This is a genomic window from Ramlibacter sp., from assembly GCF_029866045.1.
In the GTDB taxonomy this organism is placed as follows: Bacteria; Pseudomonadota; Gammaproteobacteria; order Burkholderiales; family Burkholderiaceae_C; genus Ramlibacter.
In genome coordinates this window covers 1-26,527 of the sequence record NZ_JARXAB010000044.1, presented here as the reverse complement: position 1 = coordinate 26,527, position 26,527 = coordinate 1, and the positions used below count along the sequence as shown (strand labels likewise).

At 66.7% G+C, this 26,527-nt stretch carries 18 protein-coding genes and 1 pseudogene; 6 read left to right on the top strand and 13 right to left on the bottom strand.

Annotation, left to right across the window (positions count from 1 at the left end):
* Nucleotides 1-139 precede the first annotated feature (139 nt).
* Nucleotides 140-4,231, bottom strand: coding sequence for an ATP-dependent RNA helicase HrpA (gene hrpA / locus QE494_RS05090; protein ID WP_300041826.1), 4,092 nt, complete (start codon nt 4,229-4,231; stop codon nt 140-142).
* Nucleotides 4,232-4,385: 154 nt separating this feature from the next.
* On the opposite strand from hrpA, the gene argA reads away from it, so the two are divergent.
* Nucleotides 4,386-5,735: an amino-acid N-acetyltransferase gene (gene argA, locus QE494_RS05085; protein ID WP_300041825.1), complete on the top strand. Its 1,350-nt coding sequence runs from the start codon at nt 4,386-4,388 to the stop codon at nt 5,733-5,735.
* Here argA and QE494_RS05080 read toward each other — a convergent pair.
* The 6 genes from QE494_RS05080 to QE494_RS05055 all read right to left on the bottom strand — a co-directional run bounded on the left by QE494_RS05080 (nt 5,719) and on the right by QE494_RS05055 (nt 11,468).
* Entirely contained in the window at nt 5,719-6,300 is a 582-nt protein-coding gene (locus tag QE494_RS05080; RefSeq protein WP_300041824.1) for a disulfide bond formation protein B, read from the bottom strand. The genes argA and QE494_RS05080 overlap by 17 nt on opposite strands.
* Before the next feature lie 86 nt (nt 6,301-6,386).
* A complete protein-coding gene (locus tag QE494_RS05075; protein ID WP_300041823.1) occupies nt 6,387-7,496 on the bottom strand; it encodes a sulfate/molybdate ABC transporter ATP-binding protein in 1,110 nt (369 codons plus the stop codon).
* Nucleotides 7,493-8,398, bottom strand: coding sequence for a sulfate ABC transporter permease subunit CysW (cysW, locus tag QE494_RS05070; RefSeq protein ID WP_300041822.1), 906 nt, complete (start codon nt 8,396-8,398; stop codon nt 7,493-7,495). Before cysW ends, QE494_RS05075 begins: the two co-directional genes overlap by 4 nt.
* 1 nt (nt 8,399) lies before the next feature.
* On the bottom strand, nt 8,400-9,293 hold the full coding sequence (cysT, locus tag QE494_RS05065) for a sulfate ABC transporter permease subunit CysT (RefSeq protein WP_300041821.1): 894 nt from the start codon (nt 9,291-9,293) through the stop codon (nt 8,400-8,402).
* A 4-nt stretch (nt 9,294-9,297) separates the two neighbouring features.
* Complete coding sequence (locus QE494_RS05060) at nt 9,298-10,293, bottom strand: sulfate ABC transporter substrate-binding protein (protein ID WP_300041820.1); 996 nt, start codon at nt 10,291-10,293, stop codon at nt 9,298-9,300.
* 395 nt (nt 10,294-10,688) lie between these two features.
* Entirely contained in the window at nt 10,689-11,468 is a 780-nt protein-coding gene (locus tag QE494_RS05055; protein WP_300041819.1) for an IclR family transcriptional regulator C-terminal domain-containing protein, read from the bottom strand.
* Nucleotides 11,469-11,597: 129 nt separating this feature from the next.
* Between QE494_RS05055 and pobA the strand changes: the two genes are divergently transcribed.
* From pobA to QE494_RS05040, 3 genes are all read left to right on the top strand, one after another.
* The gene (gene pobA / locus QE494_RS05050) at nt 11,598-12,779 is read left to right on the top strand and encodes a 4-hydroxybenzoate 3-monooxygenase (protein ID WP_300041818.1); all 1,182 of its coding nucleotides are present in this window, start codon (nt 11,598-11,600) and stop codon (nt 12,777-12,779) included.
* A gap of 48 nt (nt 12,780-12,827) precedes the next feature.
* On the top strand, nt 12,828-13,748 hold the full coding sequence (locus QE494_RS05045; RefSeq protein ID WP_300041817.1) for a CoA transferase: 921 nt from the start codon (nt 12,828-12,830) through the stop codon (nt 13,746-13,748).
* Between the two features lie 237 nt (nt 13,749-13,985).
* Nucleotides 13,986-14,441 carry a hypothetical protein gene (locus QE494_RS05040; protein ID WP_300041816.1) on the top strand — a complete coding sequence of 152 codons (456 nt, stop codon included), beginning with the start codon at nt 13,986-13,988 and terminating at the stop codon, nt 14,439-14,441.
* Between the two features lie 3 nt (nt 14,442-14,444).
* Here the strand turns inward: QE494_RS05040 and QE494_RS05035 are convergent, their stop codons facing one another.
* Together QE494_RS05035 and QE494_RS05030 are read right to left on the bottom strand one after the other, a co-directional pair.
* Nucleotides 14,445-16,793 (bottom strand): YgiQ family radical SAM protein, encoded by a 2,349-nt coding sequence (locus QE494_RS05035; protein ID WP_300041815.1) that lies wholly within the window; start codon nt 16,791-16,793, stop codon nt 14,445-14,447.
* Between the two features lie 112 nt (nt 16,794-16,905).
* Nucleotides 16,906-17,571, bottom strand: a complete 666-nt coding sequence (locus QE494_RS05030; RefSeq protein WP_300041814.1) for a hypothetical protein — start codon at nt 17,569-17,571, stop codon at nt 16,906-16,908.
* Between the two features lie 292 nt (nt 17,572-17,863).
* Here QE494_RS05030 and QE494_RS05025 point away from each other — a divergent pair, with 292 nt between their 5' ends.
* Together QE494_RS05025 and QE494_RS05020 are read left to right on the top strand one after the other, a co-directional pair.
* Complete coding sequence (locus QE494_RS05025; RefSeq protein WP_300041813.1) at nt 17,864-20,248, top strand: ATP-dependent DNA helicase; 2,385 nt, start codon at nt 17,864-17,866, stop codon at nt 20,246-20,248.
* Nucleotides 20,249-20,273: 25 nt separating this feature from the next.
* On the top strand, nt 20,274-21,224 hold the full coding sequence (locus QE494_RS05020) for a sodium-dependent bicarbonate transport family permease (RefSeq protein ID WP_300041812.1): 951 nt from the start codon (nt 20,274-20,276) through the stop codon (nt 21,222-21,224).
* 9 nt (nt 21,225-21,233) lie between these two features.
* Here the strand turns inward: QE494_RS05020 and QE494_RS05015 are convergent, their stop codons facing one another.
* The 4 genes and pseudogenes from QE494_RS05015 to QE494_RS05000 form a co-directional block, all read right to left on the bottom strand.
* Nucleotides 21,234-21,596, bottom strand: coding sequence for a KGG domain-containing protein (locus QE494_RS05015; RefSeq protein ID WP_300041811.1), 363 nt, complete (start codon nt 21,594-21,596; stop codon nt 21,234-21,236).
* Nucleotides 21,597-21,696: 100 nt separating this feature from the next.
* Nucleotides 21,697-23,769 (bottom strand): NAD-dependent DNA ligase LigA, encoded by a 2,073-nt coding sequence (ligA, locus tag QE494_RS05010; RefSeq protein ID WP_300041810.1) that lies wholly within the window; start codon nt 23,767-23,769, stop codon nt 21,697-21,699.
* A 16-nt stretch (nt 23,770-23,785) separates the two neighbouring features.
* Complete coding sequence (locus QE494_RS05005) at nt 23,786-24,856, bottom strand: cell division protein ZipA C-terminal FtsZ-binding domain-containing protein (protein ID WP_300041809.1); 1,071 nt, start codon at nt 24,854-24,856, stop codon at nt 23,786-23,788.
* A pseudogene (locus QE494_RS05000) lies at nt 24,853-26,527 on the bottom strand (chromosome segregation protein SMC); the annotation flags it as partial. The gene QE494_RS05005 and the pseudogene QE494_RS05000, both read right to left, overlap by 4 nt.

The following is a 26,527-nucleotide window of genomic DNA, read 5'->3' as shown; positions in this document are numbered from 1 at the left end:
GCAAGGGTCAGGTAGGCCAGCAGGTTGCGTCGTTGCACAAGAGAGCTCCGCTCATTTGGTCGAGGTCATTTTGACAGCTTCAACCACGGACGGAGCAAGACCGGGCTCCCATGAGCGCCCGACTCCATGGGCTCTGGACTCAACTATTTAGCTGCTGCCAAGCTTTATCCAGCCGCTTGAGGCTCACCGGCTGCGGTGTGCGCAACTCCTGTGCAAAGAAGCTCACGCGCAACTCCTCGAGCAGCCAGCGGAACTCGAGCATCCGCGCATCTGCCACGCCCTTGCGCTCGGCCACCAGGCGCCAATAGCGTTGCTCTTGCGGCCGCATTTCGGCCAGGCGACTGGCGTCGCGGGCGGGGTCGGCGCGCCACTTGTCCAGGCGCAGGGTCACCGCCTTGAGGTAACGCGGGAAGTGCTGGAGTGATGCCCAAGGGGTGTCGAGCAAAAAGCGCTTGCCCACCAGTTTTTGCAGCTGCTGCGTGGCGTCCTGGGTGGCCTCCGGCGCGTTCTTGGTGTCCTTGATCTTGCGCAGGGCGGTGGCGTAGTCGGCCAAAATGACGCCGGCCAGCCGGGCCACCTCGTTGGCGATCAGGGTGAGCCGGCCCCGGCCCTCTTCCACCCGGCGCTTGAAGTCGGCCTCATCGCCGGGCAGCGGCGCTTGCAGGAAGGCCCGGTCCAGAGCCACATCAATGATCTGGGCCCGAAGGTCCTCCAGCGTGCCCAGGGCCATGAAGCCCACCGCCATCTTCTGCAGGTCGGGGATGTTCTTCTCCAGGTACTTCAGCGCGTCCTTGATCTGAATGGCGAACAGACGGCGCAGGCCGGCCCGGTGCTTGGCGGCCGCCAGCTCGGGCTCGTCAAAGACCTCCAGCGTGACCGCATCACCTTGGTCTACCAGGGCCGGAAACCCGATCAGGGACAGGCCGCCCTTGCGAACCTCCAGCAGCTCGGGCAGCGCGCCAAAGGTCCAGGCGGTGTGGCGCTGGGCGGCGTCGGGCACGGAGGCGGCCTTGGTCGCCTTGACCACCGCCACCGCCCCGCGTCCGGGCGGCACCGCGCCGCCACCGCCCTGCGGCCCCCCCGAGCGACCGGGTGCGCCAGAGCGTGCGGCCGCCTCTGCGCCAGCGTCTGCGTCCAGGCCCCCGGCGTCGGCGCCGCTTTCACCACTTGCTTCAGATGCGGCCGACGCCTGCGGCAAGCGCGTCTTGATCGCCGCCAGCGCCTGAAAAGCACCACGCGCCTGCGCGCCCAGTTCGGCCTTGAGCGCGCCCAGGTTGCGGCCGGTGCCAAGCTGGCGGCCATGCTCGTCGACCACCCGCAGGTTCATGAACAGGTGGGCCGGCACCATGTCCAGCTTGAAGTCGGTGCGCTTGACGTCCAAGCTGGTCGCATCGCGCACGACCTTGAGCAAGGCATCCGTGAGCGAGCCGAGGCCAAAGGCCTCGGGGACGGTCATCGCCTGGGCGATTCGCGTCGCCGATTCGGGCAGAGGCACAAAGCGTGAACGGGGCTTTTGCGGCAGGCTCTTGAGTAGTGCCTGCACCTTGTCCTTGAGCATGCCCGGCACCAGCCACTCGCAGCGGTCTTCGCTCACCTGGTTCAAAACGAACAGCGGCACGGTCACGGTGAGTCCGTCACGGCTGTCGCCAGGCTCGTGCAGGTAGGTGGCGGCGCAGTCGACCCCGCCCAGGCGCAGGGTCTTAGGGAAGGAGTCGGTGGTAATGCCAGCGGCCTCATGCCGCATCAGCTCCTCACGGGTCAAGCGCAAAAGCTGCGGGTTCTTGCGTGACTCGGTGCGGTACCAGCCTTCAAAGGTGGAGCCGCTGCAGACATCCGCCGGAAGCTGCTGGTCGTAGTAGGCGAAGATCAGCTCGTCGTCCACCAGCACGTCCTGCCGGCGTGACTTGTGCTCCATCTCCTCTACCTGCCGCACCAGCTTCCGGTTGGCGGTCAGAAAGGGTAGCGGGGTGTCCCACTGGCCCTCGACCAGGCCCTCGCGGATGAAGATCTCACGCGCGCCGGCCTGGTCCACCCGCGCGAAAGAGACCCGCCGGCCGCTGTAGATCACCAGGCCGTAGAGGGTGGCGCGCTCGAGCGCCACCACCTCGGCGGCCTTCTTTTCCCAATGCGGGTCGAGCATCTGCTTTTTGAGCAGGTGGCCCGCCACCTCCTCCACCCACTGCGGCTCGATGTTGGCAATGCCGCGCCCGAACAGGCGCGTGGTCTCGACCAGCTCGGCGCAGACGATCCAGCGGCCCGGGCGCTTTTTGAGGTGCGCGCCGGGATGGCGGTGAAACTTGATGCCGCGCGCCCCCAGGTATTCGCTGCTCGCACTGTTGCCGCCCGAACCACCGGGACCACTCGCCCGCGCGCCGGTGGCCGGGTTGTTGCCGCTGCCCTCCTCCGTCTTCCAGCCGAGGTTGCCCAAGAGGCCCGCCAGCATGGACTTGTGCAAGGCCTCGTAACTGGCAGGCTGGGCGTTCTGCGGCCAGCGGTGCTCGGTCACCACCGTGAGCAGCTGGCTGTAGATGTCGCGCCACTCGCGCACCCTGCGCACATTGATGAAGTTCTGCCGCAGCAGCTGCTCGTACTGGCGGTTGGAGAGCTTGTGGCTGTCCCCGCTGGCCGCTGCCGTGGCGGGGGGGCGCTGCCCTTGTTGGCCCGCAGCAGGCCGGGCGCCCTTGGGCGCACCGTGCTGGCCACCGCGTGCGTCATGCAGCCAGTTCCAGAGGGTGATGTAGCCGGAAAACTCGCTTTTTTCGTCGTTGAACTTGGCGTGCTGCTGGTCGGCCTGGGCTTGTGCCTCCAGCGGCCGGTCACGCACGTCTTGCACCGACAGGGCCGAGGCCACCACCAGCACTTCGGCCAGCGCGCCGCGGGTGCGGCCCTCCAAAATCATGCGGCCCACCCGAGGGTCGAGCGGCAGGCGGGAGAGCTCGCGGCCCACTTCGGTCAGGTCACCAGCCTCGTCCACCGCGCCGAGTTCGCCCAGAAGCTGGTAGCCGTCGGTGATGGCGCGGCGCTGCGGCGCCTCCAAAAAGGGGAAATCGTCCACAGAGCCCAGGCCCAGGGACTTCATGCGCAAGATGACGCCTGCCAGAGAGGACCGCAGGATCTCGGGGTCGGTAAAGCGTGGCCGGCCAGCGAAGTCTTTCTCGTCGTAGAGGCGGATGCAGATGCCGTCGGCCACCCGGCCGCAGCGGCCGGCGCGCTGGTTGGCTGCAGCCTGGCTGATCGGTTCGACCAGCAGTTGTTCAACCTTGCTGCGATAGCTGTAGCGTTTGACACGGGCGGTGCCGGCGTCGATGACGTAGCGGATGCCGGGAACGGTGAGCGAGGTCTCGGCCACGTTGGTCGCCAGCACGATGCGCCGGCCGGTGTGGCTCTCGAAGATCCGGTCCTGCTCCGCTTGTGACAGGCGAGAGAACAGGGGCATGACCTCGGCGCCGCGGGTCAGGGGGCTGTGCGCCAGATGGCCGCGCAGGTGGTCGGCGGCCTCACGGATCTCGCGCTCACCAGGCAAAAACACGAGGATGTCCCCCCCGGCATGCCCCGTCCAGAGTTCGTCCACCCCTTCAGAAATCGCTTCGTTCAGGCCCCTCTCGCGGGTTTCTTCAAACGGCCGCCAGCGCTGTTCCACCGGAAAGGTGCGGCCCGAAACATAGATCACAGGCGCCGGGCCCCTGATAGAGGCAAAGTGCTGCGCAAAACGTTCCGCGTCGATGGTGGCCGAGGTGACCACGATCTTCAAATCCGGCCGGCGCGGCAGGATCTGCCGCAGGTAGCCCAGCAAAAAGTCGATGTTGAGGCTGCGCTCGTGCGCCTCATCGATGATCAGCGTGTCATAGGCCTGCAGCAGCGGGTCGGTCTGGGTTTCGGCCAGCAAGATGCCGTCCGTCATCAATTTGACCGAGGCGTCGCGCGAGAGCCGATCCTGGAAGCGAATCTTGTAGCCCACCACCTCGCCCAAAGGGGTGTCCAGCTCCTCGGCGATGCGCTTGGCCACGCTGGAGGCCGCAATCCGGCGAGGCTGGGTGTGCCCGATCATCCGGCCACGCTCGCCCGGACGGGCGTTGATGCGCCCTCGGCCCAGGCTCAGGGCGATCTTGGGCAGTTGGGTGGTCTTGCCCGAGCCGGTTTCGCCACAGACGATCACCACCTGGTGGGCCGCAATGGCGGCCATGATTTCCTCACGACGGGCGGAAACCGGCAGGGATTCGGGGAAGGTGATGCGGAGACGCGACAAAACGGCGGGGGGGACGGAGTCTAGAGCCGGTGATTATCGGGCCCCGCGACCGCTTGGCCCGGTGGGCACCACCCCTTCCCGTACACTGGGGAAAACGTCACCTCGCATCGAGTCCACTCCCGCCCCGCTGCTCCCGCCGATGTCCGCCGTCTTCAACTTCACCTTCGTGCCCTGGTTCCGGTCGGTGGCTCCGTACATCCACATGCACCGGGGCAAGACCTTCGTCATCGGCCTGGCCGGCGAGGCCATTGCCGCGGGCAAGCTGCCGCACATCGCCCAAGACCTGGCGCTGATTCTCAGCATGGGCGTGAAGATCGTGCTGGTTCACGGGTTTCGGCCCCAGGTCAACGAGCAGTTGCGGCTCAAGGGCCACGAGGCCCGTTACTCGCATGGCATCCGGATCACCGACGAGGTCGCCCTCGACTGCGCCCAAGAGGCCGCCGGCCAGCTGCGCTACGAGATCGAGGCCGCCTTCAGCCAGGGCCTGCCCAACACGCCCATGGCCGGTTCGACCGTCCGGGTCATTTCTGGCAACTTCATCACCGCCATGCCCGTGGGCGTGGTCGACGGGGTGGACTTCCAGCACTCCGGGCAAGTGCGCAAGGTCGACGTGGCCGGCATCAGCCGCACGCTGGAGGCCGGCAGCCTGGTGCTGCTCTCACCCTTCGGCTTTTCGCCTACCGGCGAGGCCTTCAACCTGACCATGGAAGACGTGGCCACCAGCGCGGCCACCGCCCTGCAGGCCGATAAGCTGGTGTTCATCACCGAGGTGCCGGGCATCCGCATCCGGCCCGGCGAGCCCGAGTCCGAAGACAACCCGATCGACACCGAGCTGCCCCTGGCCACCGCCGAGAAAATTTTGGCCGAGGCCGCGCAAGCCAAAGACCCGTCCGATATCGCCTTCTACCTACAGCATTGCGTGAAGGCCTGCAAGGACGGCGTGGAGCGCAGCCACATCATTCCCTTCGCGGTGGACGGTTCGCTGTTGCTCGAGGTGTATGTGCACGACGGCATCGGCACCATGGTGGTCGATGAAAAGCTCGAAGAGCTGCGCGAGGCCACGCCCGATGATGTGGGCGGCATTCTGGCGCTGATCGAGCCCTTTGAGCGTGACGGAACGCTGGTCAAGCGGGGTCGAACCGAGATCGAGCGTGACGTTGCCAACTATTCCATCATCGAGCACGACGGCGTGATCTTCGCCTGCGCCGCGCTCTACCCCTACCCGGAGTCGCGCACAGCCGAAATGGCGGCGCTGACCGTTTCACCCCAGAGCCAGGGCCAGGGCGACGGCGAAAAAATCCTCAAGCGCATTGAGCAGCGCGCCCGCGCCATGGGCTTGGACAGCATCTTCGTGCTGACCACCCGCACCATGCACTGGTTCCTCAAGCGCGGCTTCGTTCGGGCCGACGCCGACTGGCTGCCCGAGGCCCGCAAGCGCAAGTACAACTGGGACCGTCGAAGCATGGTCTTCGTCAAGAAGCTGGGCTGAGCCCGCGGTCTTGCACCACCGCGCGACCGAGCAGCGCGAGAAGAATTACGCCCAGGCCCAGGAAACTCACGAGCGACCAGTTGGCGATGGTGCCGCCCAGAAAGGTCCAGTCAATGGTGCTGCAGTCGCCGCTGCCGCGGAAGATCATCGGAATAGCCCGCTGCAGCGGAAAGCTCTCGATCATTCCGTAGAAGTCGCGCCCGCAGGAGGCGCTCTGAGGCGGGTACCACTGCAGCCAGCTTTGCCGGGCCGCGGTGAACGCGCCCAATCCCGCCAAAACCAGACCCAGCAGGCTGGTCACCAACAGGCCCAGGCGCCCACGCCAGACCGCGCCCAGCGCCGCCGCCAGCGCGACGCCGATGAGGCAATAGCGCTGGACGATGCACATCGGGCAAGGGTTGAGGCCCACCCCATGCTGCAGGTACAGGCCAAAGGCGAGCAGGCCCAGGCAGATGGCGGCAACACCAGCCAGCACGCGGCGCGGATGGTTCAGGCAGGCCGTGAACAGCGCGGAGATCCGGACGGACAAGGGAGCAGAGGTCGGCGTGGAGAGCGGGGCAGACATGGTGCGATGGACAAATTGACCCGTGGCATCAGGAGGGGACCACGCTGGAACTTGGGGCACAAAGTCTGCAAATCAATCTTTGCGCATCAATTTTCGACAAACACCCGTGCGTGGCGCGGCGTCACGACGAGCGTATCACCCTCGGCCAGTTCCATGGCCTTGAATTGCTGCGCCGGAATTTGCGCCTCGATCAGCGGGTCGGCGCCTGGGGCGCTCGCCGTGCCCTCCTCCAGCGGCAGCAGCTCAAGCCGGGCAATCGGCCCGACCACAATCGCACGCGCCAGCCGAACCACGATGCCACGCGGACGGCCCGCCGTGTCGAGCCCGGCGCCCGGTGTGTAGCGGGCAACGTCGAGGTCGTGCGGCCGCACATAGGCAAAGGCCTTGGCGTCCTGGGCCTGCGCATGCTCGGGCGATGACAGCTGCAGTCCCTCCAGATGAATCTCGCCCTGGTGGGCGCGGCCGTGGAAGAGGTTCACGTCACCCAAAAAGCCGTAGACAAAGGGGCTGGCCGGGTGGTCCCAGACCTCCTGCGGCGAGCCCACCTGCTCGATCACCCCTTGGTTCATCAACACCACACGGTCGGCCACCTCCAGCGCCTCTTCCTGGTCGTGGGTGACGAAGATGCTGGTCACATGCAGCTCGTCGTGCAGTCGGCGCAGCCAACGGCGCAGCTCCTTGCGTACCTTGGCGTCGAGCGCGCCGAAGGGCTCGTCGAGCAGAAGCACGCGCGGCTCGACTGCCAGCGCACGGGCCAGGGCAATGCGCTGGCGCTGCCCGCCCGAGAGCTGGGAGGGGTAGCGGTCCGCCAGCCAGTCCAGCTGCACCAGGCTCAGAAGCTCGTGGACCTTGGCCTGGATCTGGGCCTCTGAGGGGCGGGTGGCGCGCGGCCGCACCCGCAGCCCGAAGGCCACGTTCTCGAACACCGTCATGTGACGGAACAGCGCGTAGTGCTGGAAAACAAAGCCCACCTGCCGGTCCCGCACATGGACCCCGGTGGTGTCCTCGCCGCTGAAGAAAATGCTGCCGGCGTCGGCCGACTCCAGCCCGGCAATGATGCGCAGCAACGTGGTCTTGCCGCAGCCCGAGGGGCCCAGCAGAGCGACGAGTTCGCCCGACTCGACGTGCAGCGACACATCGCGCAGCGCGCGGAAGTCGCCGAAGTTCTTGCTGACGTTGCGGATTTCAATGCTCATGGCGTGACTTTCAAGGGCGCCGGCGCCTCGGGCGGCATCTCGGCGGCGGCCTTCATCAGCCGCTCGTGCTTCCACTCGGCCACCGACTTGATGGCCAGGGTGACCAGGGCCAGCAGCGCCAGCAAGGACGCCACCGCAAAGGCAGCGACCGACTGGTACTCGTTGTACAAAATTTCCACGTGCAGGGGCATGGGCGTGGTCTGGCCACGGATATGGCCCGAGACCACTGAGACCGCGCCAAACTCGCCCATGGCCCGGGCGTTGCACAGGATGACGCCGTAGATCAGGCCCCACTTGATATTGGGCAGGGTCACGTACCAGAAGGTTTGCCAGCCGCTGGCGCCGAGCACGATGGCGGCCTGCTCCTCCTCGTTGCCCTGGGCCTGCATCAGCGGAATCAGCTCCCGGGCGATGAAGGGAAAGGTCACGAAGATGGTGGCCAGTACGATGCCCGGCACCGCGAACACGATCTTGATCCCATGACTGTCCAGCCAGGGGCCAAGCCAGCCCTGCGCGCCAAAGACCAGCACGTACATCAGGCCGGCGACCACCGGCGACACCGAAAACGGCAAATCGATCAGGGTGGTCAAGAAGGCCTTGCCGCGAAACTCATACTTGGCAATACACCAGGCGGCCGCCACGCCGAACACCAGGTTCAGCGGCACGGTGATCGCGGCGGTGATCAGGGTCAGGCGTATGGCGGCCCACGCATCGGGCTCCTTGAGCGCCTCCAGGTAGGCGCCCACGCCCTTGCGCAGCGCCTCGGCAAAAACCGCAGCCAGCGGCAGCAGCAGAAACAGCAGCAGCCAGGCCAGGGCCAGGCCGATCAGCGTCCAGCGCACCCAGGGCGCCTCGGTGGTGGCAATTCGGCGCTGGCCGATGGATGTCGTAGTGCCACTCATTTCAAGCCCCCGATCGCTTGCGCTGCCAGGCCTGCAAGGCGTTGATCACCAGCAGCATGACAAACGAGGCCACCAGCATCACCACCGCCACCGCGGTGGCACCGGCAATGTCGTATTGCTCGAGCTTGCCGATGATGATGAGCGGCACGATTTCGGACACCATCGGCATATTGCCGGCGATGAAAATCACCGACCCGTACTCGCCAATGGCACGGGCAAAGGCCATGGCAAAGCCAGTCAGCAGCGCCGGCGCAATGGCGGGAAAAATGACCCGGGAAAAGGTCTGCCAGCGGGTGGCCCCCAGGGACATGGCCGCCTCTTCCAGCTCGCGTTCGGTATCTTCCAGCACAGGCTGCACGGTGCGGACGACAAAGGGCAAGCCGATAAAGATGAGCGCAATGACCACGCCGTTGCGATTGAAGGCCAACTGAATGCCCAGCGGCTCCAGGTACTGGCCCACCCAGCCGTTACCAGCCAGCAGCGCGGTGAGCGAAATGCCGGCCACCGCCGTGGGCAGGGCAAACGGCAGGTCTACCAGGGCATCGAATAGGCGCTTGCCGGGGAACTTGTAGCGTACCAACACCCAGGCGATCAACAGGCCGGCCACTGCATTGACCAGGGCGGCAATCAGCGAGGCGCCAAAGGTCAGGCGGTAGGCGGCCAGCACGCGCGGGGACGAGATCGCCGCCCAGAACTGGTCGGCGGTGAGGGTGAGCGACTTGAGCGTGAGCGCAGCAAACGGGATGAGGACGATGAGCCCCAGGTACACCAAGGTGTAGCCCAGGGTCAGGTTGAAGCCCGGCAGCACCTTGCGAAAGGTGCGCGAGCCTGGGGGCGTGCCGGCAGCGCCTCCCGCTGCCTCCGGCACTGCTGCTGGCGCAGCGGCAGCAGTCATCGGCTTACTTGACGGTGTAGATCTTGTCGAACTGACCACCGTCGTTGAAGTGGACCTTCTGCGCCTCGCCCAGGGAGCCGAACAGCTCTTGCACGGTGAAGAGAGGAATCGGCTTGAAGGCGCTGGCGTACTTCTTCAGAACGGCCGGGTTGCGCGGACGGATGTAATGCTTGGCTGCAATCTCTTGGCCGGCGTCCGAATAAAGGAAGTCGAGGTAGGCCTTGGCAGCCTCGGCGGTTCCCTTCTTGGCCACCGTGCGCTCGACGATGGCGACCGGGTTTTCGGCCACGATGCTGATGGACGGGTACACCACGTCGACCTTGTTGGCGCCGAACTCCTGGTCCACCGACACCACTTCGGATTCGAAGGTGATCAGCACGTCGCCAATATTGCGCTGGAGGAAGGCGGTGGTGGCATCGCGGCCGCCGCGGGCCAGCACCGGAACGTTCTTGTAAAGCCTGCCCACGAACTCGGCGGCCTGGGCGTCGGAGCCGCCCTTTTTCTTGATGTAGCCCCAGGCGGCCAGGTAGGCGTAGCGGCCGTTCCCGCCGGTTTTAGGGTTGACCACAACCACCTGCACGCCCGGCTTGACCAGATCATCCCAGTCCTTGATGCCCTTGGGGTTGCCGTTGCGGGTGAGGAACAGCATGGTGGAGGTGGTGGGCGCCGCGTTGTTCGGGAAGCGCTTGGTCCAGTCTTTAGCCACCACACCCTTGTCGGCGAGGAACTCGATGTCGGTGCTGGTGTTGAAGGTCACCACGTCGGCATCGAGGCCGTCGGCCACTGCGCGGGCTTGCGCCGAGGAGCCGGCGTGGGCTTGGTCGATCTTCAGGTCCTTGCCGGTGGCCCTTTTGTAGGCCGGGATGAAGGCGGCGTTGATGTCCTTGTAGAACTCACGCGCCACGTCGTAGGACGTGTTGAGGAGGGTCTGCTGGGCAGCGGCCAGGCCGGAGCTGGCCAGGGCCGCGGAGACGATCAAGAGCTTCAGGGCGTTTTTCATGGTGTTTTCCGGGGAAATCGGGCGGGCCAGGGTTGTCACAGGGGGCGACGCAGGCCCATGGGGGCGTGGCCACGGCAGGTCACTGGGGAGAGCGCCGCGGATTGTCCCGGCCGTGGAGCCAAATCCCAACGAACATGTCGTTGTTTGCATATTCCTGCCCTTGGCGAGCGCCGGTCCGGGCTGGCGCCGCTGCTGCGAGGACGCCGCCGTTGGGTGACGATGCCAGCTTCCGCACCTGGGCCAAGGCAGGCCGAAGCAGGCCGACAAAGGGCGCCGTATGGCGGCCTTTGTCGGCCTTAAGCGGTCTTGGGCGGGCTAAAGCGGTCCAAGGCGGCGCAGGGCAGAGGGGCCCGGTGGGCCAGGGGTCCGGATGCTCGCGCGCCAGGGGTCGCCGTTTACAGCAGGGGCCGCAGTTCCCGGGCCGCTTCCTGCAAGGCCGGAAGGAGCTCCCGCGCCAGCCGCTCGGACCCGTTGCGCGCCGCACCCACCACCACATTGAGGGCGGCCAAAGTGTCACCCTTGAGGTTGCGGAGCGGGACTGCCAGCGCCTGCACGCCCAGCTCATGGGTTTGGTCTGCCTGGCAGAAGTCGTCGGCACGAATCCGCTTCAGGGCCACCCGCAAGGACTCGGGGTCGACCAGGGTATGCGGGGTGAGCCGGGCCAGGCGATGGACCTCCAGCCAGCCTGCCAGCGCACCTTCGGAGAGTGCGGCCAGGAGGACGAGGCCGGTCGAGGTCGCGTGAGCTGGCAGCCTTGCGCCCAGGTGCACCCCATAGGCCAGCACCCGGGTCGGACCGGCGCGGGCGACGATCACTACCTCATCTCCATCAAGCACCGTGGCCGAAAAGGACTCGCCCATCTGCATGGAAAGGCGGTTGAGGGTGGGTTGGAGCACACGGGGCAGGCGGGCCGAGGCCAGGTAACTGCCCGACAGACGCAGCACCTTGGGCGAAAGCCAGAAATGGCTGCCGTCGGTCTCGAGGTAGCCCAGATGCGCCAAGGTCAGCAGGTGCCTGCGGGCGGCGGCGCGGGTGATGCCCGCGCGCTGGGCGGCCAGGGTGGCGTTCAGGCGCTGACGCTCGGTGCTGAAACTCTCTAGGACGGCCATGCCGCGAGCCATGCCTTCGATGAAGTCCGGGCGGGCGATGGCTGGGGTGCTGCTGGTTTTGCTCATTTTTGGGTTTTAGCGCTCATCCGCGCTGCGCGATGATCGCACAAACCGCACGATGATCGCGCAAGAGCTCGGCGCCACGCAGGGGAGCCTCCGCAGGCGCTCCTATCCTTGCTGAACAAGGAGTTCCCCATGACCCAGCACCGCACCCAAGTCGCGATCATCGGCGCCGGCCCCTCGGGCCTGTTGCTCGGCCAGCTGCTGCACAAGGCCGGGATCGACAACATCATCCTCGAGCGCCAGACCGGCGACTATGTTCTGGGCCGCATCCGCGCCGGCATCCTGGAGCAGGTCACGGTGGACCTGATGCGCGAAGCCGGTGTGGGCGAGCGCCTGGACGCGGAAGGCATCGTCCATCACAGCATCGAGCTGGTCTTCGGCGGTCAGCGCCACCCGATCGACGTGACGGGCCTCACGGGCGGCAAGGTGGTCACCGCCTACGGCCAGACCGAGGTGACCCGCGACCTGATGGACGCGCGCGCCGCCGCCGGATTGCCCACCGTCTACGAAGCCGAGAACGTGCAGCTGCACGATTTCGATGGCGACAAGCCCCGCATCACCTACACCCAGGGCGGGCAGACCCACACCCTCAACTGCGACTTCATCGCCGGCTGCGACGGCTACCACGGCGTCGCCCGCGCCACGGTGAAAGACCGCGTCACGGAGTACGAAAAGGTCTACCCCTTCGGCTGGCTGGGCGTGCTTTCGGAAACGCCACCGGTCTCGCCCCATGCCATCGTCTACGGCAACAGCCCGCGCGGCTTCTCGCTGTGCTCGATGCGCAGCATGACCCGCTCGCGCTACTACGTGCAGGTGCCGCTGACCGACAAAGTCGAGGAATGGAGCGACGAGCGCTTCTGGGACGAGCTCAAGCGCCGCGTCGACCCAGAGCTCGCCGCGCGCATCGTCACCGGTCCGAGCATCGAGAAAAGCATCGCGCCCCTGCGCAGCTTCGTTGCCGAGCCGCTGCGCTTTGGCCGCCTGTTCCTGGCCGGTGACGCCGGTCACATCGTGCCGCCCACCGGCGCCAAGGGCCTGAACCTGGCCGCCACCGACGTGAAGTACCTGTCGACCGCCTTGGTCGAGTACTTCCAGGACAAGAGCAGCCAGGGCATCGACACCTACTCCGAGCGCAGCCTCAAGCGCATCTGGAAGGCCGAGCGCTTCTCCTGGTGGCTCACCACCCTGATGCACCGCTTCCCGGATTCCGAGGGCATCGGCCAGAAGCTGCAGGAGGCAGAGCTGGAGTACTTGGTCAACTCGAAGGCACTGTCGACCTCGCTGGCCGAGAACTACGTCGGCTTGCCGCTCTGAAGGGTGGACCGACGACGGCGGGTCTGCGGTGTTTGGTAGCCTCCACGCATGACCACCACGCCGCAGCCGCTGGCCGGCATCCGCATCCTCAGCCTCGCCCTCAACCTGCCCGGCCCTGCCGCGCTGATGCGTTGCCGGGCCCTGGGCGCCGACTGCCTGAAGTTTGAGCCGCCTGCCGGCGACCCGATGTCGCACTACAGCGCCCAGGCCTACGAGGAGCTGCATGCGGGCGTCACCGTGCGCAAAGTCGACCTCAAAACCCTCGAAGGCCAGGCCGCGCTCCAGGTGGCGCTGGCGCAAACGGATGTGCTGATCACCTCCTTCCGCCCCTCGGCTCTGGCCAAGTTAGGCCTGTCCTGGGACGCGCTCAACCAAGCCCATCCGCACCTCAGCCAGGTCGCCATCGTGGGCGCGGGGGGCGCTTCGGCGGAGATTCCCGGGCATGACCTGACCTACCAGGCCGAGCATGGGCTGGTCAGTGGGTTGCACCTGCCGCCGACCCTGTTTGCCGACATGGGCGGCGCGCTGATGGCGACGGAGGCGGTGCTGCAGGCGGTAGTGGCGCGGCGGAACGAAGGCTCCATGGCGGCTACCGCCGCCCAGGAAGAGGCTCGAGCTCCCACGGGCAAGACCCAACCCGGTCAGTACTTCGAAGTGGCCCTTGCCAATGCCGCCGCCTTCCTGGCCCTGCCCCGCCGCTGGGGACTGACCCGGCCGCAGGACATCATTGGCGGCGCCCATGCGGGCTACCAGGTCTATGCCTGCCGGGACGGCCGCATCGCGGTCGCAGCGTTGGAGCCGCATTTCGCGCGGAGGCTGATGGAGGCGGCCGACTTGAGGGCCGATTTGGATCCGATATCGCCTGAGGCCAGGCAGAGCTTGAACGCCTTTTTCGCTGCACACTCCACCGACGAACTCGATGCCATCGCCGCCAGCCGCGACATTCCCATGCACTCACTGGCAGCGTGAGAGCCGGCCCATTACTATTGGCCCATGACAAGAATCGTCGGAAACCGTGATCGCAACGAGTTTGAGCCAGACCCTGTCCTGGCCCACCGCCGTGGACTTGCGTTGGACGCTATGCTGGCGGGGGCCCGCCCCCCAAGACCGCGGGGTGTTGTGCGAGGCACACACGCACTCCTGAACACGTTGGATGACCAGCAATCGCTGGCCGCAGCACGTCAGCTCAACGGGCCGGCCTGAACGATGGACCAAGACGCGCTCCTCCAATTGCTGGCGCGGTTCCAGAGCGAAGGCGTGCAGTACATCCTGGTCGGCGGACATGCCGTCCGCCTCAACGGTTTTGTCCGGGCCACGGAAGACATCGACATCCTCCTGCCCTCTTCCCTCGAAAATGGCCGCCGAGTGATCCGCGCACTGGAGTTCCTGCATTCGAGCCAGGACCTGGACCCTGAATGGTTTGCCGTCCCGCCAGGCGACCCAGAAAACATCCGGATCTCAGACGATTTATTGATCGACCTGCTCTTCGCTGCCAACGGCCAGACCTATGAAGCGCTGCAGCCCCATGTGCGGACTCTGGAGATTGAAGGCGTGACTGTGAGCACCCTTGATATCGAGGGGCTACTCAAAACTAAGACGGATTACCGCGACAAGGACCGGATCGACCGCGAGGCGCTATCGCGGCTTCGCAGCCGCCTCTGAATGTCAGCGCGCCTTACCAGTTTTGGACTGGCCGGTTCGACCGCCCACCCGTGACTCAGACACCGGCTTGCCCGACTTGGCCGCGCCCGTGACGCGCGGAGGCAGTCCGGTGTGCTGGGTCAAAAGCTTGCCCGGACGGGGTGCCACCACCGTCGAGTTCTTCCGGCGAGCGCTCTGGTAGCTGCCATCCGTGATCGGCTGGTAGGTCGGAATCAGGTGATGCTTGCCGTTGCCGATCAAGTCGGCCCGGCCCATGCCCTTGAGCGCTTCTCGCAGCAAGGGCCAGTTGTTCGGGTCGTGGTAACGCAAAAAGGCCTTGTGCAGGCGACGACGGCGCTCGCCACGCACCACATCCACGCTGTCCTGATCACTCGCCTCGCGGTGGATCTTGCGCAGGGTATTGCGGCCCGAGTGGTACATCGCGGTGGCGGTGGCCATGGGGCTGGGATAGAAAGTCTGGACTTGGTCAGCGCGAAAGCCATTGCGCTTGAGCCACAGCGCCAGGTTCATCATGTCGTCGTCCGTGGTGCCCGGGTGGGCAGCGATGAAGTAGGGAATGAGGTACTGCTTCTTGCCTGCCTCCGCCGAGAACTTCTCGAACATCTGCTTGAAGCGGTCGTAGCTCCCGATGCCCGGCTTCATCATCTTCGACAGCGGCCCCTGCTCGGTGTGCTCGGGCGCGATCTTGAGGTAGCCGCCCACGTGGTGCTGCACCAGTTCCTTCACGTACTCGGGCGACTGCACCGCCAGGTCGTAACGCAGACCAGAGCCAATCAAGATCTTTTTGACGCCCTTGAGGCTGCGCGCGCGCCGGTACATCCGGATCAGGGCGCTGTGGTCGGTGTTGAGGTTGGGGCAGATGCCCGGGTAGACACAACTGGGCTTGCGGCAGGCGGCCTCGATCTCGGGGCTCTTGCAGCCGATGCGGTACATGTTGGCGGTGGGCCCACCCAGGTCGGAGATCACGCCGGTGAAGGCGGGAATCTTGTCGCGGATGTCCTCGATCTCCTGAATGACCGAGTCCTCGGAGCGGCTCTGGATGATGCGGCCCTCGTGCTCGGTGATCGAGCAGAAGGTACAGCCGCCAAAGCAGCCACGCATGATGTTCACGCTGAAGCGGATCATCTCCCAAGCCGGGATCTTGGTCGCGCCCTCGTGGCTGCCGTCTTCGTCCGCATAGACCGGGTGCGGGCTGCGGGCGTAGGGCAGGCCGAAGACATGGTCCATCTCGGCGGTGGTCAAGGGGATCGGCGGCGGGGTGATCCAGACGTCGCGCTCGCCATGGGCCTGCACCAGCGCCCGGGCATTGCCAGGATTGGTCTCGAGGTGCAGCACACGGCTGGCGTGCGCATAAAGAATGGGGTCGGACTTGACCTGCTCATAGGCAGGCAACCGGATCACCGTGCGGTCACGCGGAGGCAGGCGGCGCTTGCCGACCAAGCCGTGGTTGGGCATGAAGGCGAGCGGTTGTTCCTTGCTGCTTTTCGCAGCCGCCGCAGCAGCAACGGCGCCCTCCCCGCCTTCTTCCTTTGCGCAGGACTGGCCTTGGGCCTTGGCCTGGTCGCCGGTGGTCAGGTAGGGATTGATGTGTTCATCAACCCGACCCGGCTGGTCCACCTCGGTGGAGTCGATCTCGAACCAACCCTCAGGCGTCTCACGGCGGACAAAGGCGGTGCCGCGCACGTCGGTGATTTGCGAGACGGGCTCGCGCGCCGCGAGCCGGTGGGCGATCTCGATGATGGCCCGCTCGGCATTGCCGTACAGCAGCAGGTCGCACTTGGCGTCCACCAGAATAGAGCGGCGCACCTTGTCCGACCAGTAGTCGTAATGGGCAATTCGGCGCAGGCTGCCCTCGATGCCGCCCATGATGATCGGGACGTCGTTCCAAGCTTCGCGGCAGCGTTGTGAATACACCAGGGCGGCGCGGTCGGGCCGCTTGCCGCCAATGTCACCAGGGGTGTAGGCGTCGTCGCTGCGGATCTTCCGGTCGGCGGTGTACCGGTTGATCATCGAGTCCATATTGCCCGCCGTCACCCCGAAAAAGAGGTTCGGCTTGCCCAGCACCTTGAAGGGGTCGGCGCTCAGCCAATCCGGCTGGGCGATGATGCCGACCCGAAAGCCCTGTGCCTCCAGGGTGCGGCCGACGACCGCCATGCCAAAGCTGGGGTGGTCCACATAGGCGTCGCCCGTGACCAGGATGATGTCGCAGCTGTCCCAACCGAGCTTGTCCATTTCCGCCCGGCTCATGGGCAGGAAGGGCGCCGTGCCAAAGCGAGACGCCCAGTACTTGCGGTAACTGGTGATCTGCTTGGCTTGCCGCGGGAAGAAGGAGACGTCGACGGGGGCGTTCATGGAGCCCGCGATTCTACGGGGCGGCCCCTGGCCCCTGACCCAACAGGGCCAGAGTCCGGGCCAGAGGTCGGGCCAGAGGTCGGGCCAGTGGTCGCGCCGGGCCGCTCAGGCCTCAGCGCGCATCGGGCTCAAATTCGGTGCCGGCGGGCCATTCGGCGTGCAAACCGCCCAGGCGGTCGATGACCCAGAGCCCCTGCGGCAGGTCCTTGACCGCCAGACGAAACTCGGCCGAGATGCGGCGCAGGACGTCGCGCTCTTCGGCGGACAACTGGCCGACATCCAGACCGACGGCCCACTCTGGCGTGGAGCCAGGCAGGTGACCGAAATCGGCCAGCATGTGGGACAGGCGCTCGGGCAGCTTGGCGAGCCCCAGCGGTTCCACCGCCAAACCGACAGACAGGCCATTGCGTAGCGCCAGGGCCAGCTCACCGGGGCCGACCTGAGCCACCAGACCTCGGGCGGGCGGAGCGTCACAGGAGAAGGCCGCCAGGCCTTGGCCATGCATGACACGCAGGAGATCTCGGGAGACTTCACCGCCGCCAGCGGTGAGGCGACCGGGCCTGACCAAGGCCGTATGGGTCACGCTAGAGGGGTCAAGCCAGTTCAGGCGGGAAGCCGTCCCGGCTTCGTAATGGACTGAGACTCCCGAGGGCTGAGCGGCTCGGTAGGCCCCGCCCTGGTCCAGTAAATCACCGGCTTGGCGGTGATGGCTGCCACCCCATTCGCCAGGGGACCTGGCCATCCAGGCCAGCGGCTGGGGTGCGTTGATACGGGTCATGACCTTCTCCAAACAGGGGGCATGGCGGATTCTTGAAGGTCAATGTCCCGGGTTCTTGCCGGTTTCTTGACGCACTGACGGCGCGGGCGATTTAGCGGGTGTGCTAGAACCCGATTCAGTCAAATTGCGGGCCCGCCCCTGACCCTGGCACCTGCGTCCGACGTCCAGCACCCGACCGCCGAAACACCGCCGCCCGACAGCCCAACCGAATCCTTGCTCGACGCTCTGCCCCCATCCCCGCCGGCCCCCCTGACCGCCCCCCCCGAACGGCTCGTCCGGCTACACGGTCGCGGTGCGCACCTTATGCGACCTGACCGCTCGCCGAGGCGACCTTGACCTGCGCTTCACCCCTTCGCCCACCGCTGCGGAGGGGATCGAAGGTCATCAACGCATTGCCGCCCGACGGGGCCCCGCCTACGAGACCGAGATCAGCTTGCGCGGACACTTTGGCGAGCTGGCCGTCCGGGGCCGCGCCGACGGCTTTGATCCGGTGCTGGGTCGTCTGGAAGAGATCAAGACGCACCGAGGCGATCTGGCCGCCCAACCCGAGCACCACCGCCACCTGCACTGGGCGCAATTGGAATGCTATGGCGCCCTCTTCTGCGCCGAGCGGGGCCTGGAGCGGCTGCGCCTGGCACTGGTCTATCTCGACATTGCCAGCGGAGCAGAAACGATCATCGAGGAGGAACGCGACGCCGCTGAACTGCAGGCAGCCTTCGAGGCCCGCTGCCAGGCCTTCAGCGCCTGGGCGCGCGCCCAGGCTGCGCACCGGGAAGCGCGAGACACCGCCCTGGCTCCCCTGCCCTTCCCGCACGCCGAGTTTCGCGCCGGGCAGCGTGCGCTGGCAGCAGCGGTGTGGCGGGCTACGGGCGCAGGTCAGGTGCTGCTGGCCCAGGCGCCCACCGGCATCGGCAAGACGGTGGCAACGATCTATCCGCTGCTGCGCGCCATGCCAGCGCAGCAGCTTGAGCAACTGTATTTCCTCACCGCCCGCACCACCGGCCGGCAATTGGCGCTCGATGCGCTCGCCCGCCTGCGGGAGGGCGGCGCCGAGCCGCTGCGGGTTCTGGAACTCACCGCCCGGGAGAAGGCCTGCGAGCACCCGGACAAGGCCTGCCATGGCCAGTCCTGTCCGCTGGCGCAGGGGTTTTACGATCGACTCGCCGCCGCGCGCGAGGCGGCACTGGCAGCTGGCGGCATGAATGCGCCGGCGCTGCGCACGCTCGCCGCCAGTCACCGCATCTGCCCCTACTGGCTGGCGCAAGACCTGATGCGCTGGGCCGATGTGGTGGTAGGCGACTACAACCATTTCTTCGACCTGGGCGCCGGACTGCACACCCTGGCCCTGGAGTCCGAAGGGCGCTGCGCCGTGCTGGTTGACGAGGCCCACAACTTGCCGGAGCGGGCACGTCAGATGTACAGCGCCAGCCTGGACGAGTCCCGCTGGCGCGGCCTGCGTCGTATCGCCCGGGGCCCGCTGCGCAGGCCGCTGCAGGCGATGCTGGGCGCTTGGCGGGAGTTGCTGGACGGATACAGCGAAGCGGACACAGCAGGCGCTGCCGTCGCAGGGGATCAAGCCAGCCCGGGCGACAGTGGCACTCCGGGTACCAGGGGTGCGCCGCGAACATGGGGCGCTGCGGACAGCGGCTACCGCGCCCTGCCGCAAGCACCGGACGAGCTGGTACGGGCGCTCGCGCATTGCAGCAGCGCGCTGGCGGAGGCGCTCGAGGGCGCCGAGGGCAGTGCCTCCCCTGAAGAGTCGGCCCTCCTCCAGGAGGCCTGGTTCGAGGCCCTGGGCTTTCTGCGGCTGGCTGAGCGATTTGGCTCTCACTCCTGCTACGACCTCGTGGTTGAGGGAGCGGGCCGCGCCCGGCGATCGGTGCTCACCTTGCGCAATCTGCTGCCAGCGCCGCATCTGCAGTCGCGCTGGCAGTCGGTGCACAGCGCTGTGCTTTTTTCGGCAACGCTGGGGCCCGATCGGTTCATCCGGAACCTCCTGGGCGTGCCAGAAGAGGCCGTCTGGATCGACATTCCCTCGCCATTCGAAGCCGACCAGCTACAGGTGCACCTCGTGCCACAGGTCTCGACACGCTGGGCTGACCGGGCACGCTCGGTCGCACCAATCGCCCGCCTGATCGCTGACCAATGGCACAGGCACCCCGGCAACTACCTGGCCTTTTTCAGCAGCTACGACTACCTCACTCAGGTGGCCGAGCAACTGTCCCGCGATGCCCCGGAAATCACGCAGTGGGTGCAGTCGCGTCGCATGGACGAGGCCGAACGACGAGCATTTGTCGATCGCTTCACACCCGGTGGCCAGGGCGTAGGCTTTGCCGTCCTGGGCGGTGCGTTTGGCGAAGGCATCGACCTGCCGGGCGAGCGCCTGGTGGGTGCCTTCATCGCGACCCTGGGGCTGCCGCAGGTCAACCCGGCCAACGAGCGCCTGCGTACCTGCCTGCAGGAGGCCTTCGGCCAGGGCTTTGAGGACACCTACCTGATTCCGGGCCTGCGCAAGGTGGTACAGGCGGCTGGCCGCGTCATCCGCCGGCCTGAGGACCGGGGCGTGGTCTACCTGATCGACGACCGCTTCTGCAGGACCGAGGTACGGGACCTGCTACCCCGTTGGTGGCAGCCGCAGATCTGGCGGCCGTCGACCAACCGGGGGGCGGCAAGGTGATTTTTGGCAGAGGAAAATCCAGCGCATGGCAGATCCCCTTGTTTTCTTCTTCCTTCTCGGCCTGTTCGCCCGATTGGTCCGCAGCGACCTGAAGCTGCCCGAGGGCCTGTACGACATTCTTGCCTTCTACCTGCTGCTGGCAATCGGCCTCAAGGGCGGGGTGGAGCTGAGCCGCCAACCCGTGGTGGAGCTTCTCCCGCAGGTGCTCGCCTGCATCGGGCTGGGCCTGCTGATACCGCTTGTGCTCGTGCCCATCCTGCGGGCGCTGGGCTTCAACCGCGCCGACAGCGCGTCACTGGCCGGGCACTACGGGTCGGTCTCGGTGGTGACCTTTGCGGTGGCCTTGTCGCAGCTGCAGAAGCAGGCCATCCCGGTCGAGCCCCAAGCGCCGCTCTGGGTGGCGCTGATGGAGGCGCCAGGCCTGGTCACCGCCATCTTCCTGGCACGTTGGCCGCGGCGCGCCGGCGAGACCACGCCGTGGAAGCAGCTGGGCCATGATGTCTTTCTGGGAAAGTCGGTCCTGTTGCTCGTGGGGGGCCTTGCGATCGGTGCAGGCCTGGGAGACGCCGGGCTGGCCAGCATGGAGGCGGTGTTCCTCGATCCCTTCCGTGGCGTGCTCGCTCTATTCCTGCTCGAGCTCGGACTCGTGGTGGGCGATCGGCTCCCGGCGGTTCGCCAGCAGGGCTGGCGTCTGCTGGGTTTCGCGCTCTTGGCGCCCCTCGGGCTGGCAGTACTTGGCGCGGGCACGGGTGTCTGGCTGGGACTGGGCGCTGGCGGCATTGCACTGATGGCCACCTTGGCGGCCAGTGCCAGCTACATCGCCGCCCCGACGGCGATGCGCATCGCGGTGCAGGAGGCCGACGCCGCGCTGTCCATCACCGCGGCCCTGGCCATCACCTTCCCCTTCAACCTGCTGATCGGCATTCCGATCTACACCCAGATGGGGTTGGCGCTGGCCCGGGCGACGGGCGGCTAAATCAGTCGTTCAGCGCTTGGCGCCGTTGCCCGCCACGCCCGAGGCGGGCGGAGCGTCCTGACCCGCGGTGGCATCGGCAGCGGACCCATCGGTCGCCTTGGCGGCGGCCACGGCCAACATGCGCAACTGGTGCCGCTTCTTGCCGGCAGCACGCGCCTCCTCGCTGGTGAACCGGTGTGCCCTGCCGTGCTCATGAGCGGCCTTGCCGCCCATGCTGGCGATCTCGCGCTTCTTCTCCGGACTGAGCACCGCAAAACCGCGTTTGGCGCGGGTAGGTGGCGGAATGAGGGCCTCGGCCTCGGCCGGGGTGAGCTTGGGCGAAGTGCCGGTCTCGTTGGATTGAAGGCCGTTGACGGCGCTGGCATTGTCCATGGTGCGTGCTCCCTGAATGTCATAGGACGTGGATGAGGGTGCGCATTCTGAAGAGCCATCCTGTCCTTTGGGAGACGGCGCCGGAAAAATCGGCGCGGTCCTACACGCTCAAAACACCGGCCAACAGGTCTTTCAAGCCAGCTTCATCGATGATCAAGATGCCAAGTTCCCTGGCCTTGTCCAGCTTGCTGCCTGCCTCTGCACCAGCCACCACAACGCTGGTCTTCTTGCTCACCGAACCTGCCACCTTGGCCCCTGCGGCCTCGAGCATTTCCTTGGCCTCGTCGCGCCCCAAAGTCGGCAAGGTTCCCGTCAGTACCACGGTCTTGCCGGCGAGGATTTGAGGGGTCGCTTGGACCGGCTCGCCCTCCGGCCAATGGACGCCGCAGGCACGCAGCGCGTCAATCACCTCCCGGTTGTGCGGCTGAGCAAAGAAGCGATGGAGGCTCTCGGCGACCACCGGCCCCACATCGGGCACCTGAAGCAGCTGATCGACATTGGCCTCCACAATGCCCTCCAACTTGCCGAAGTGGCGCGCCAGGTCACGGGCGGTGGCCTCGCCTACATGGCGAATGCCCAGGCCAAAAAGAAAGCGGGGCAAGGTGGTCTCTTTGGACTGCGCCAGTCCCTCCAGCAGGTTGCGGGCGGACTTCTCGCCCATCCGATCAAGCCCGGACAGGCGGTCCAGGTCGAGGCGGTACAGGTCGGGCAGCGTGCGAACCCAGCCCTCGTCCACCAACTGCTCAACCAGCTTTTCGCCAAGACCCTCGATGTCCAGCGCACGGCGCTGCGCGAAATGCAGCAGCGCCTGTTTGCGCTGAGCGGCGCAGAACAGCCCCCCCGAGCAGCGCCAGTCGGCCTCCTCGGCTTCGCGGACCGCCTCGCTGTCGCAGACCGGGCACCGCCGTGGCATGACGAAACAGGCTGCGTCCGCGCGGCGGCTGCCGGGAACCACCGCCACCACCTCGGGGATCACATCGCCGGCACGGCGGACAATGACCTGGTCGCCCACCCGAACGTCCTTGCGCAGCACCTCGTCTTCGTTGTGCAAGGTGGCGTTGCTCACCGTCACGCCGCCGACGAAGACCGGGGCCAGGCGGGCCACCGGGGTGAGCTTGCCGGTGCGACCGACAAAGACGTCGATCGACTCCACGGTGGTCATCTGCTCCTGGGCCGGAAACTTGTGTGCCACCGCCCAACGCGGCTCACGGGTGACAAAGCCCAGCTGCCGCTGCAGTGCCAGGCTGTCGACCTTGTAGACCACGCCATCAATGTCAAAGGGCAGGTCGTCGCGTGTGCGGCCAATGTCCTGGTGATAGGCCACCAGGTCCTCGGCGCCGTCACACAAGCGGATGCGGTCCGAAACCGGCAGACCCCAATCGCCAAAGGCCTGGAGCACCTCGCGGTGCGAGGCGAAGGCCGGGCCGCCCTGCTCGGGCGGGGTGATCTCGCCCCAGCCGTAGGCGAAGAACGACAGCGGCCGCTGGCGGGCAATGGCAGGGTCGAGCTGGCGGACCGCGCCCGCCGCCGCATTGCGCGGGTTGACGAAGGTCTTTTCGTTTTTCTGCCCCTGCGCGATCTTCTCGCGCTGCAGTTCGTTGAGGCGGTCAAAGTCATCGCGCCGCATGTAGACCTCGCCCCGGACCTCCACCACTGCCGGGACGTCTCCGATCAGACGCAGGGGGACCTGACCCACGGTGCGCAGGTTTTGGGTGACGTCCTCCCCCACCTCGCCGTCGCCACGGGTGGCGGCCTGCACCAGAAGACCGCGCTCGTAGCGCAGGTTGATCGCCAGGCCGTCGAACTTCAGTTCGGCCACATAGCGCACGGGCGGATCGGTGTCGGCCAGACCCAGCTCGCGCCGGACCCGGGCGTCGAAGCTGCGTGCGCCGCTGGCCTCGATGTCGGTCTCGGTGCGGATCGAGAGCATGGGGACTTGATGCCGCACCTTGGCAAACCCGTCCAGGACATGGCCGCCCACCCGCTGGGTGGGCGAATCAGTTGTGAGCAGCTCAGGGTGTGCGCTCTCCAGGGCCTGCAGCGCCTGGAAGAGCTTGTCGTACTCGGCGTCCGGGATTTCCGGCGCGTCGAGCACATAGTAGCGGTGCGCGTGGTGATGCAGCCGCTCGCGCAGCGCATCAGCCCTTTGCTGCGCGTCGGCGGGCACGGGCATATCGGTCCTGGGTTTGCTAGCTGAAGAGTCGGCGGGCCTGGGGCGAGCCGGCGGAGAGGTCACGCGCATCGAGGGTGTCGTAGAGCGCCTCGAGGTCGGCCGCGATGGTGTCCAGAGTGTCAGGCCGGATGGCCTGACCATGGTCGTCGGAGATCACCCCGTCCATGGCCTGGGCAAGGAAGTCAGCCGCCTCGCGCATGCGGGCGAAGGGCTGCTCGCTGCGCGGCACCTGGGGCACGTCCACGCTCAGTGTGAGCGAGTGCAGAGCGGCCTGGGCAGGGTCCTCAGCCAATGCGGCGTGGGTGTCGAAGGTCAGGCTGAGTACCGGCTGGGTCGAGGGGGTCAGGATGGGCAACACCATCCGGCCCGGAATCACACCCGGAACGAACCCCAGCCGTGCGGCGTGCTGGTGCACAAAGCCCGGGCTCCAGGCGGTGCCTCGGGCCCGCAGCGTGAGGCTGAGCTGGGCATCGTGGCCCCCGGCGAACTGGTCGAGCTCACGGGCGCGTGCGACCTCGTCGCGCATTTCCGGAAAATCAATGTCGCCATCCACCGAGTCAGCGAAAGCCTGGGCCTTGACCACAAACTCGGAGAACTCGATCTCGTTCAAGGCACCGTTGCGGTTGGCCAGTTGCACGCCGGCCTGGAAAGCGGTGTAACGCTGCCCGGCCCGTGGCGGCTCCCAGTCCCCGCTGACCTCGTTGCGACCCTCGACTGCAAAGGGCTTGCTGCCGACACGGCGCGTCGGTGGCAATGCCGCCAGGGCAGCCTCCCCCGCCACCGATGGGCCATCGAGTTCGATGGGTGCAATGACATCGATCAGGGCGTCGAGCCCGGGCTTGCGCTCGGGCGCCGGCAGGGGCCCCAAGGGAGCTTCATCCTCATCAGCCAGGGACGGCGCAACTTCGGCGGCGAGGTCCGGGTCGACCCTGTCGGTCACAGGCGCTTCCTCACCCATTGGTTCGATGTCCTCGCCAGGCCGGGCCTGGCGAGGCGTGCCGCGGCGGGTCGTCCAGACATTCCAGGCCACGACCGTGGCCAGGACCGCGCCGCCCAGGAGCGCCAGTTCGAGGGTCAGCGGGTTCATGCTTCGGCCAGGGACACTGCGGACTCCATGTCGACCGCGACGATGCGCGACACGCCTTGTTCCTGCATGGTCACGCCGATGAGTTGCTCGGCCATCTCCATCGCAATCTTGTTGTGGCTGATGAAGAGGAACTGGGTGCCCCGGCTCATACTGGTCACCAGCTTGGTGTAGCGCTCGGTGTTGGCGTCGTCCAGCGGTGCGTCGACCTCGTCCAACAGACAGAAGGGCGCCGGGTTGAGCTGGAAGATGGCAAACACCAAGGCGATGGCGGTGAGCGCCTTCTCGCCGCCGGAAAGCAGGTGAATGGTCTGATTCTTCTTGCCCGGCGGCTGGGCCATGACCTGCACGCCGGAGTCGAGGATTTCGTCACCCGTCATCACCAGCCGGGCGTTGCCACCACCGAAGAGCTCGGGGAACATACGGCCGAAGTTCTCGTTGACAACCTTGAAGGTGCCGCCAAGCAGTTCGCGGGTCTCGCCGTCGATCTTGCGAATGGCGTCCTCGAGGGTGGTGATGGCCTCGATCAAGTCGGCCGACTGGGCGTCCAGGAACTGCTTGCGCTCGCGAGACGAGGTGAGCTCGTCCAGGGCAGCCAGGTTGACCGCACCCAGCGCAGCGATCTCGCGGTGCAACCGGTCAATCTCGCCCTGCAGGCCGGCCAGGCGCACGCTGCCGGCCTCGATGCTGCGGGCCACCGCCTCCATATCGGCCTGGGCGTCGGCCAGCAACTGGGTGTACTGCTCCAGGCCCAGCCGCGCGGCCTGCTCCTTGAGCTGCAGGTCGGTGATGCGTTGGCGCAGCGGGTCTAGCTCGCGCTCGAGCTGCAGCCGGCGCTCGTCGCTGGCGCGCAGCTTGTTCGTCAGGTCGTCGTATTCGCTGCGCTTGGCGCCCAGGGCCTGCTCACGCTCGCTCTTGAGCTCCAACGCGGCCTGCAAGCCGGCCTTGGCTGCGGCGTCGGTCAGCCGCACCAGCTCATCACGGGCACGCTGCTCCTCTTCGGCGATGGATGCCGTCTGCTGGGTGGCTGTCTCGATGGTGCGCTGGAGCTCACCGCGGCGGGACTCCAGGGCGCGCTGGGCAAACTGGGCCTCCTGGGCCTGGCGCTCCAGGCTGCGTTGCTGCTCACGGGCCTCGGCCAGCTTGCGCTCCGTCTCGATGACACGCTCATCCAACAAGGCATGGCGCTCCTGGGTATCGGCCAGTTGCAGGTCCAGCTCCTCAAAGCGGCCCTCGGCGGTCACGCGGCGCTCTTGCAGCGCTTCGAGCTGCGCATCAACCTCGGACAAATCAGCGCTGATCTGGCCGTCACGGGCGCGGGTCTGTTCGGCCAACTGGGTCAGGCGCAAGGTCTCAACCTGCACCTCGTGCGCACGCGATTGGGTTTCGCTGGCCTCCCGGCGCACAGAAACCAGGCGCTGGGAGGCGTCGGAATAGGCGGCCTCGGCCCGGACCATGGCGCTGCGCGCCTCTTCCAGCAGCAGGACCTGGGCCCGCAGCTGCTTTTCAAGGTTCTCGATCTCCTGGGCGCGCGCCAGCAGGCCGGCCTGCTCGGAGTCTTGCGCGTAAAAACTCACGCTGTGGTGGCTGACCGCATGGCCGGCAGCGGTGTAAATCACTTCGCCCGCCTGAAGCCTCTCGCGTTGGGCCAGGGCCTCGTCGAGGTTGGGCGCC

Excerpts from the sequence above, each read along its gene's own strand:
- QE494_RS05045 (WP_300041817.1), top strand. The coding sequence starts at position 12,828 with ATGACCACCACGCCGCAGCCGCTGGCCGGCATCCGCATCCTCAGCCTC.
- QE494_RS05075 (WP_300041823.1), bottom strand. The coding sequence starts at position 7,496 with ATGAGCATTGAAATCCGCAACGTCAGCAAGAACTTCGGCGACTTCCGC.
- QE494_RS05060 (WP_300041820.1), bottom strand. The coding sequence starts at position 10,293 with ATGAAAAACGCCCTGAAGCTCTTGATCGTCTCCGCGGCCCTGGCCAGC.
- QE494_RS05030 (WP_300041814.1), bottom strand. The coding sequence starts at position 17,571 with ATGACCCGTATCAACGCACCCCAGCCGCTGGCCTGGATGGCCAGGTCC.
- QE494_RS05005 (WP_300041809.1), bottom strand. The coding sequence starts at position 24,856 with ATGAACCCGCTGACCCTCGAACTGGCGCTCCTGGGCGGCGCGGTCCTG.
- QE494_RS05055 (WP_300041819.1), bottom strand. The coding sequence starts at position 11,468 with ATGAGCAAAACCAGCAGCACCCCAGCCATCGCCCGCCCGGACTTCATC.
- pobA (WP_300041818.1), top strand. The coding sequence starts at position 11,598 with ATGACCCAGCACCGCACCCAAGTCGCGATCATCGGCGCCGGCCCCTCG.
- QE494_RS05035 (WP_300041815.1), bottom strand. The coding sequence starts at position 16,793 with ATGAACGCCCCCGTCGACGTCTCCTTCTTCCCGCGGCAAGCCAAGCAG.
- ligA (WP_300041810.1), bottom strand. The coding sequence starts at position 23,769 with ATGCCCGTGCCCGCCGACGCGCAGCAAAGGGCTGATGCGCTGCGCGAG.
- cysT (WP_300041821.1), bottom strand. The coding sequence starts at position 9,293 with ATGACTGCTGCCGCTGCGCCAGCAGCAGTGCCGGAGGCAGCGGGAGGC.
- cysW (WP_300041822.1), bottom strand. The coding sequence starts at position 8,398 with ATGAGTGGCACTACGACATCCATCGGCCAGCGCCGAATTGCCACCACC.
- argA (WP_300041825.1), top strand. The coding sequence starts at position 4,386 with ATGTCCGCCGTCTTCAACTTCACCTTCGTGCCCTGGTTCCGGTCGGTG.
- QE494_RS05080 (WP_300041824.1), bottom strand. The coding sequence starts at position 6,300 with ATGTCTGCCCCGCTCTCCACGCCGACCTCTGCTCCCTTGTCCGTCCGG.
- QE494_RS05015 (WP_300041811.1), bottom strand. The coding sequence starts at position 21,596 with ATGGACAATGCCAGCGCCGTCAACGGCCTTCAATCCAACGAGACCGGC.
- QE494_RS05020 (WP_300041812.1), top strand. The coding sequence starts at position 20,274 with ATGGCAGATCCCCTTGTTTTCTTCTTCCTTCTCGGCCTGTTCGCCCGA.
- QE494_RS05040 (WP_300041816.1), top strand. The coding sequence starts at position 13,986 with ATGGACCAAGACGCGCTCCTCCAATTGCTGGCGCGGTTCCAGAGCGAA.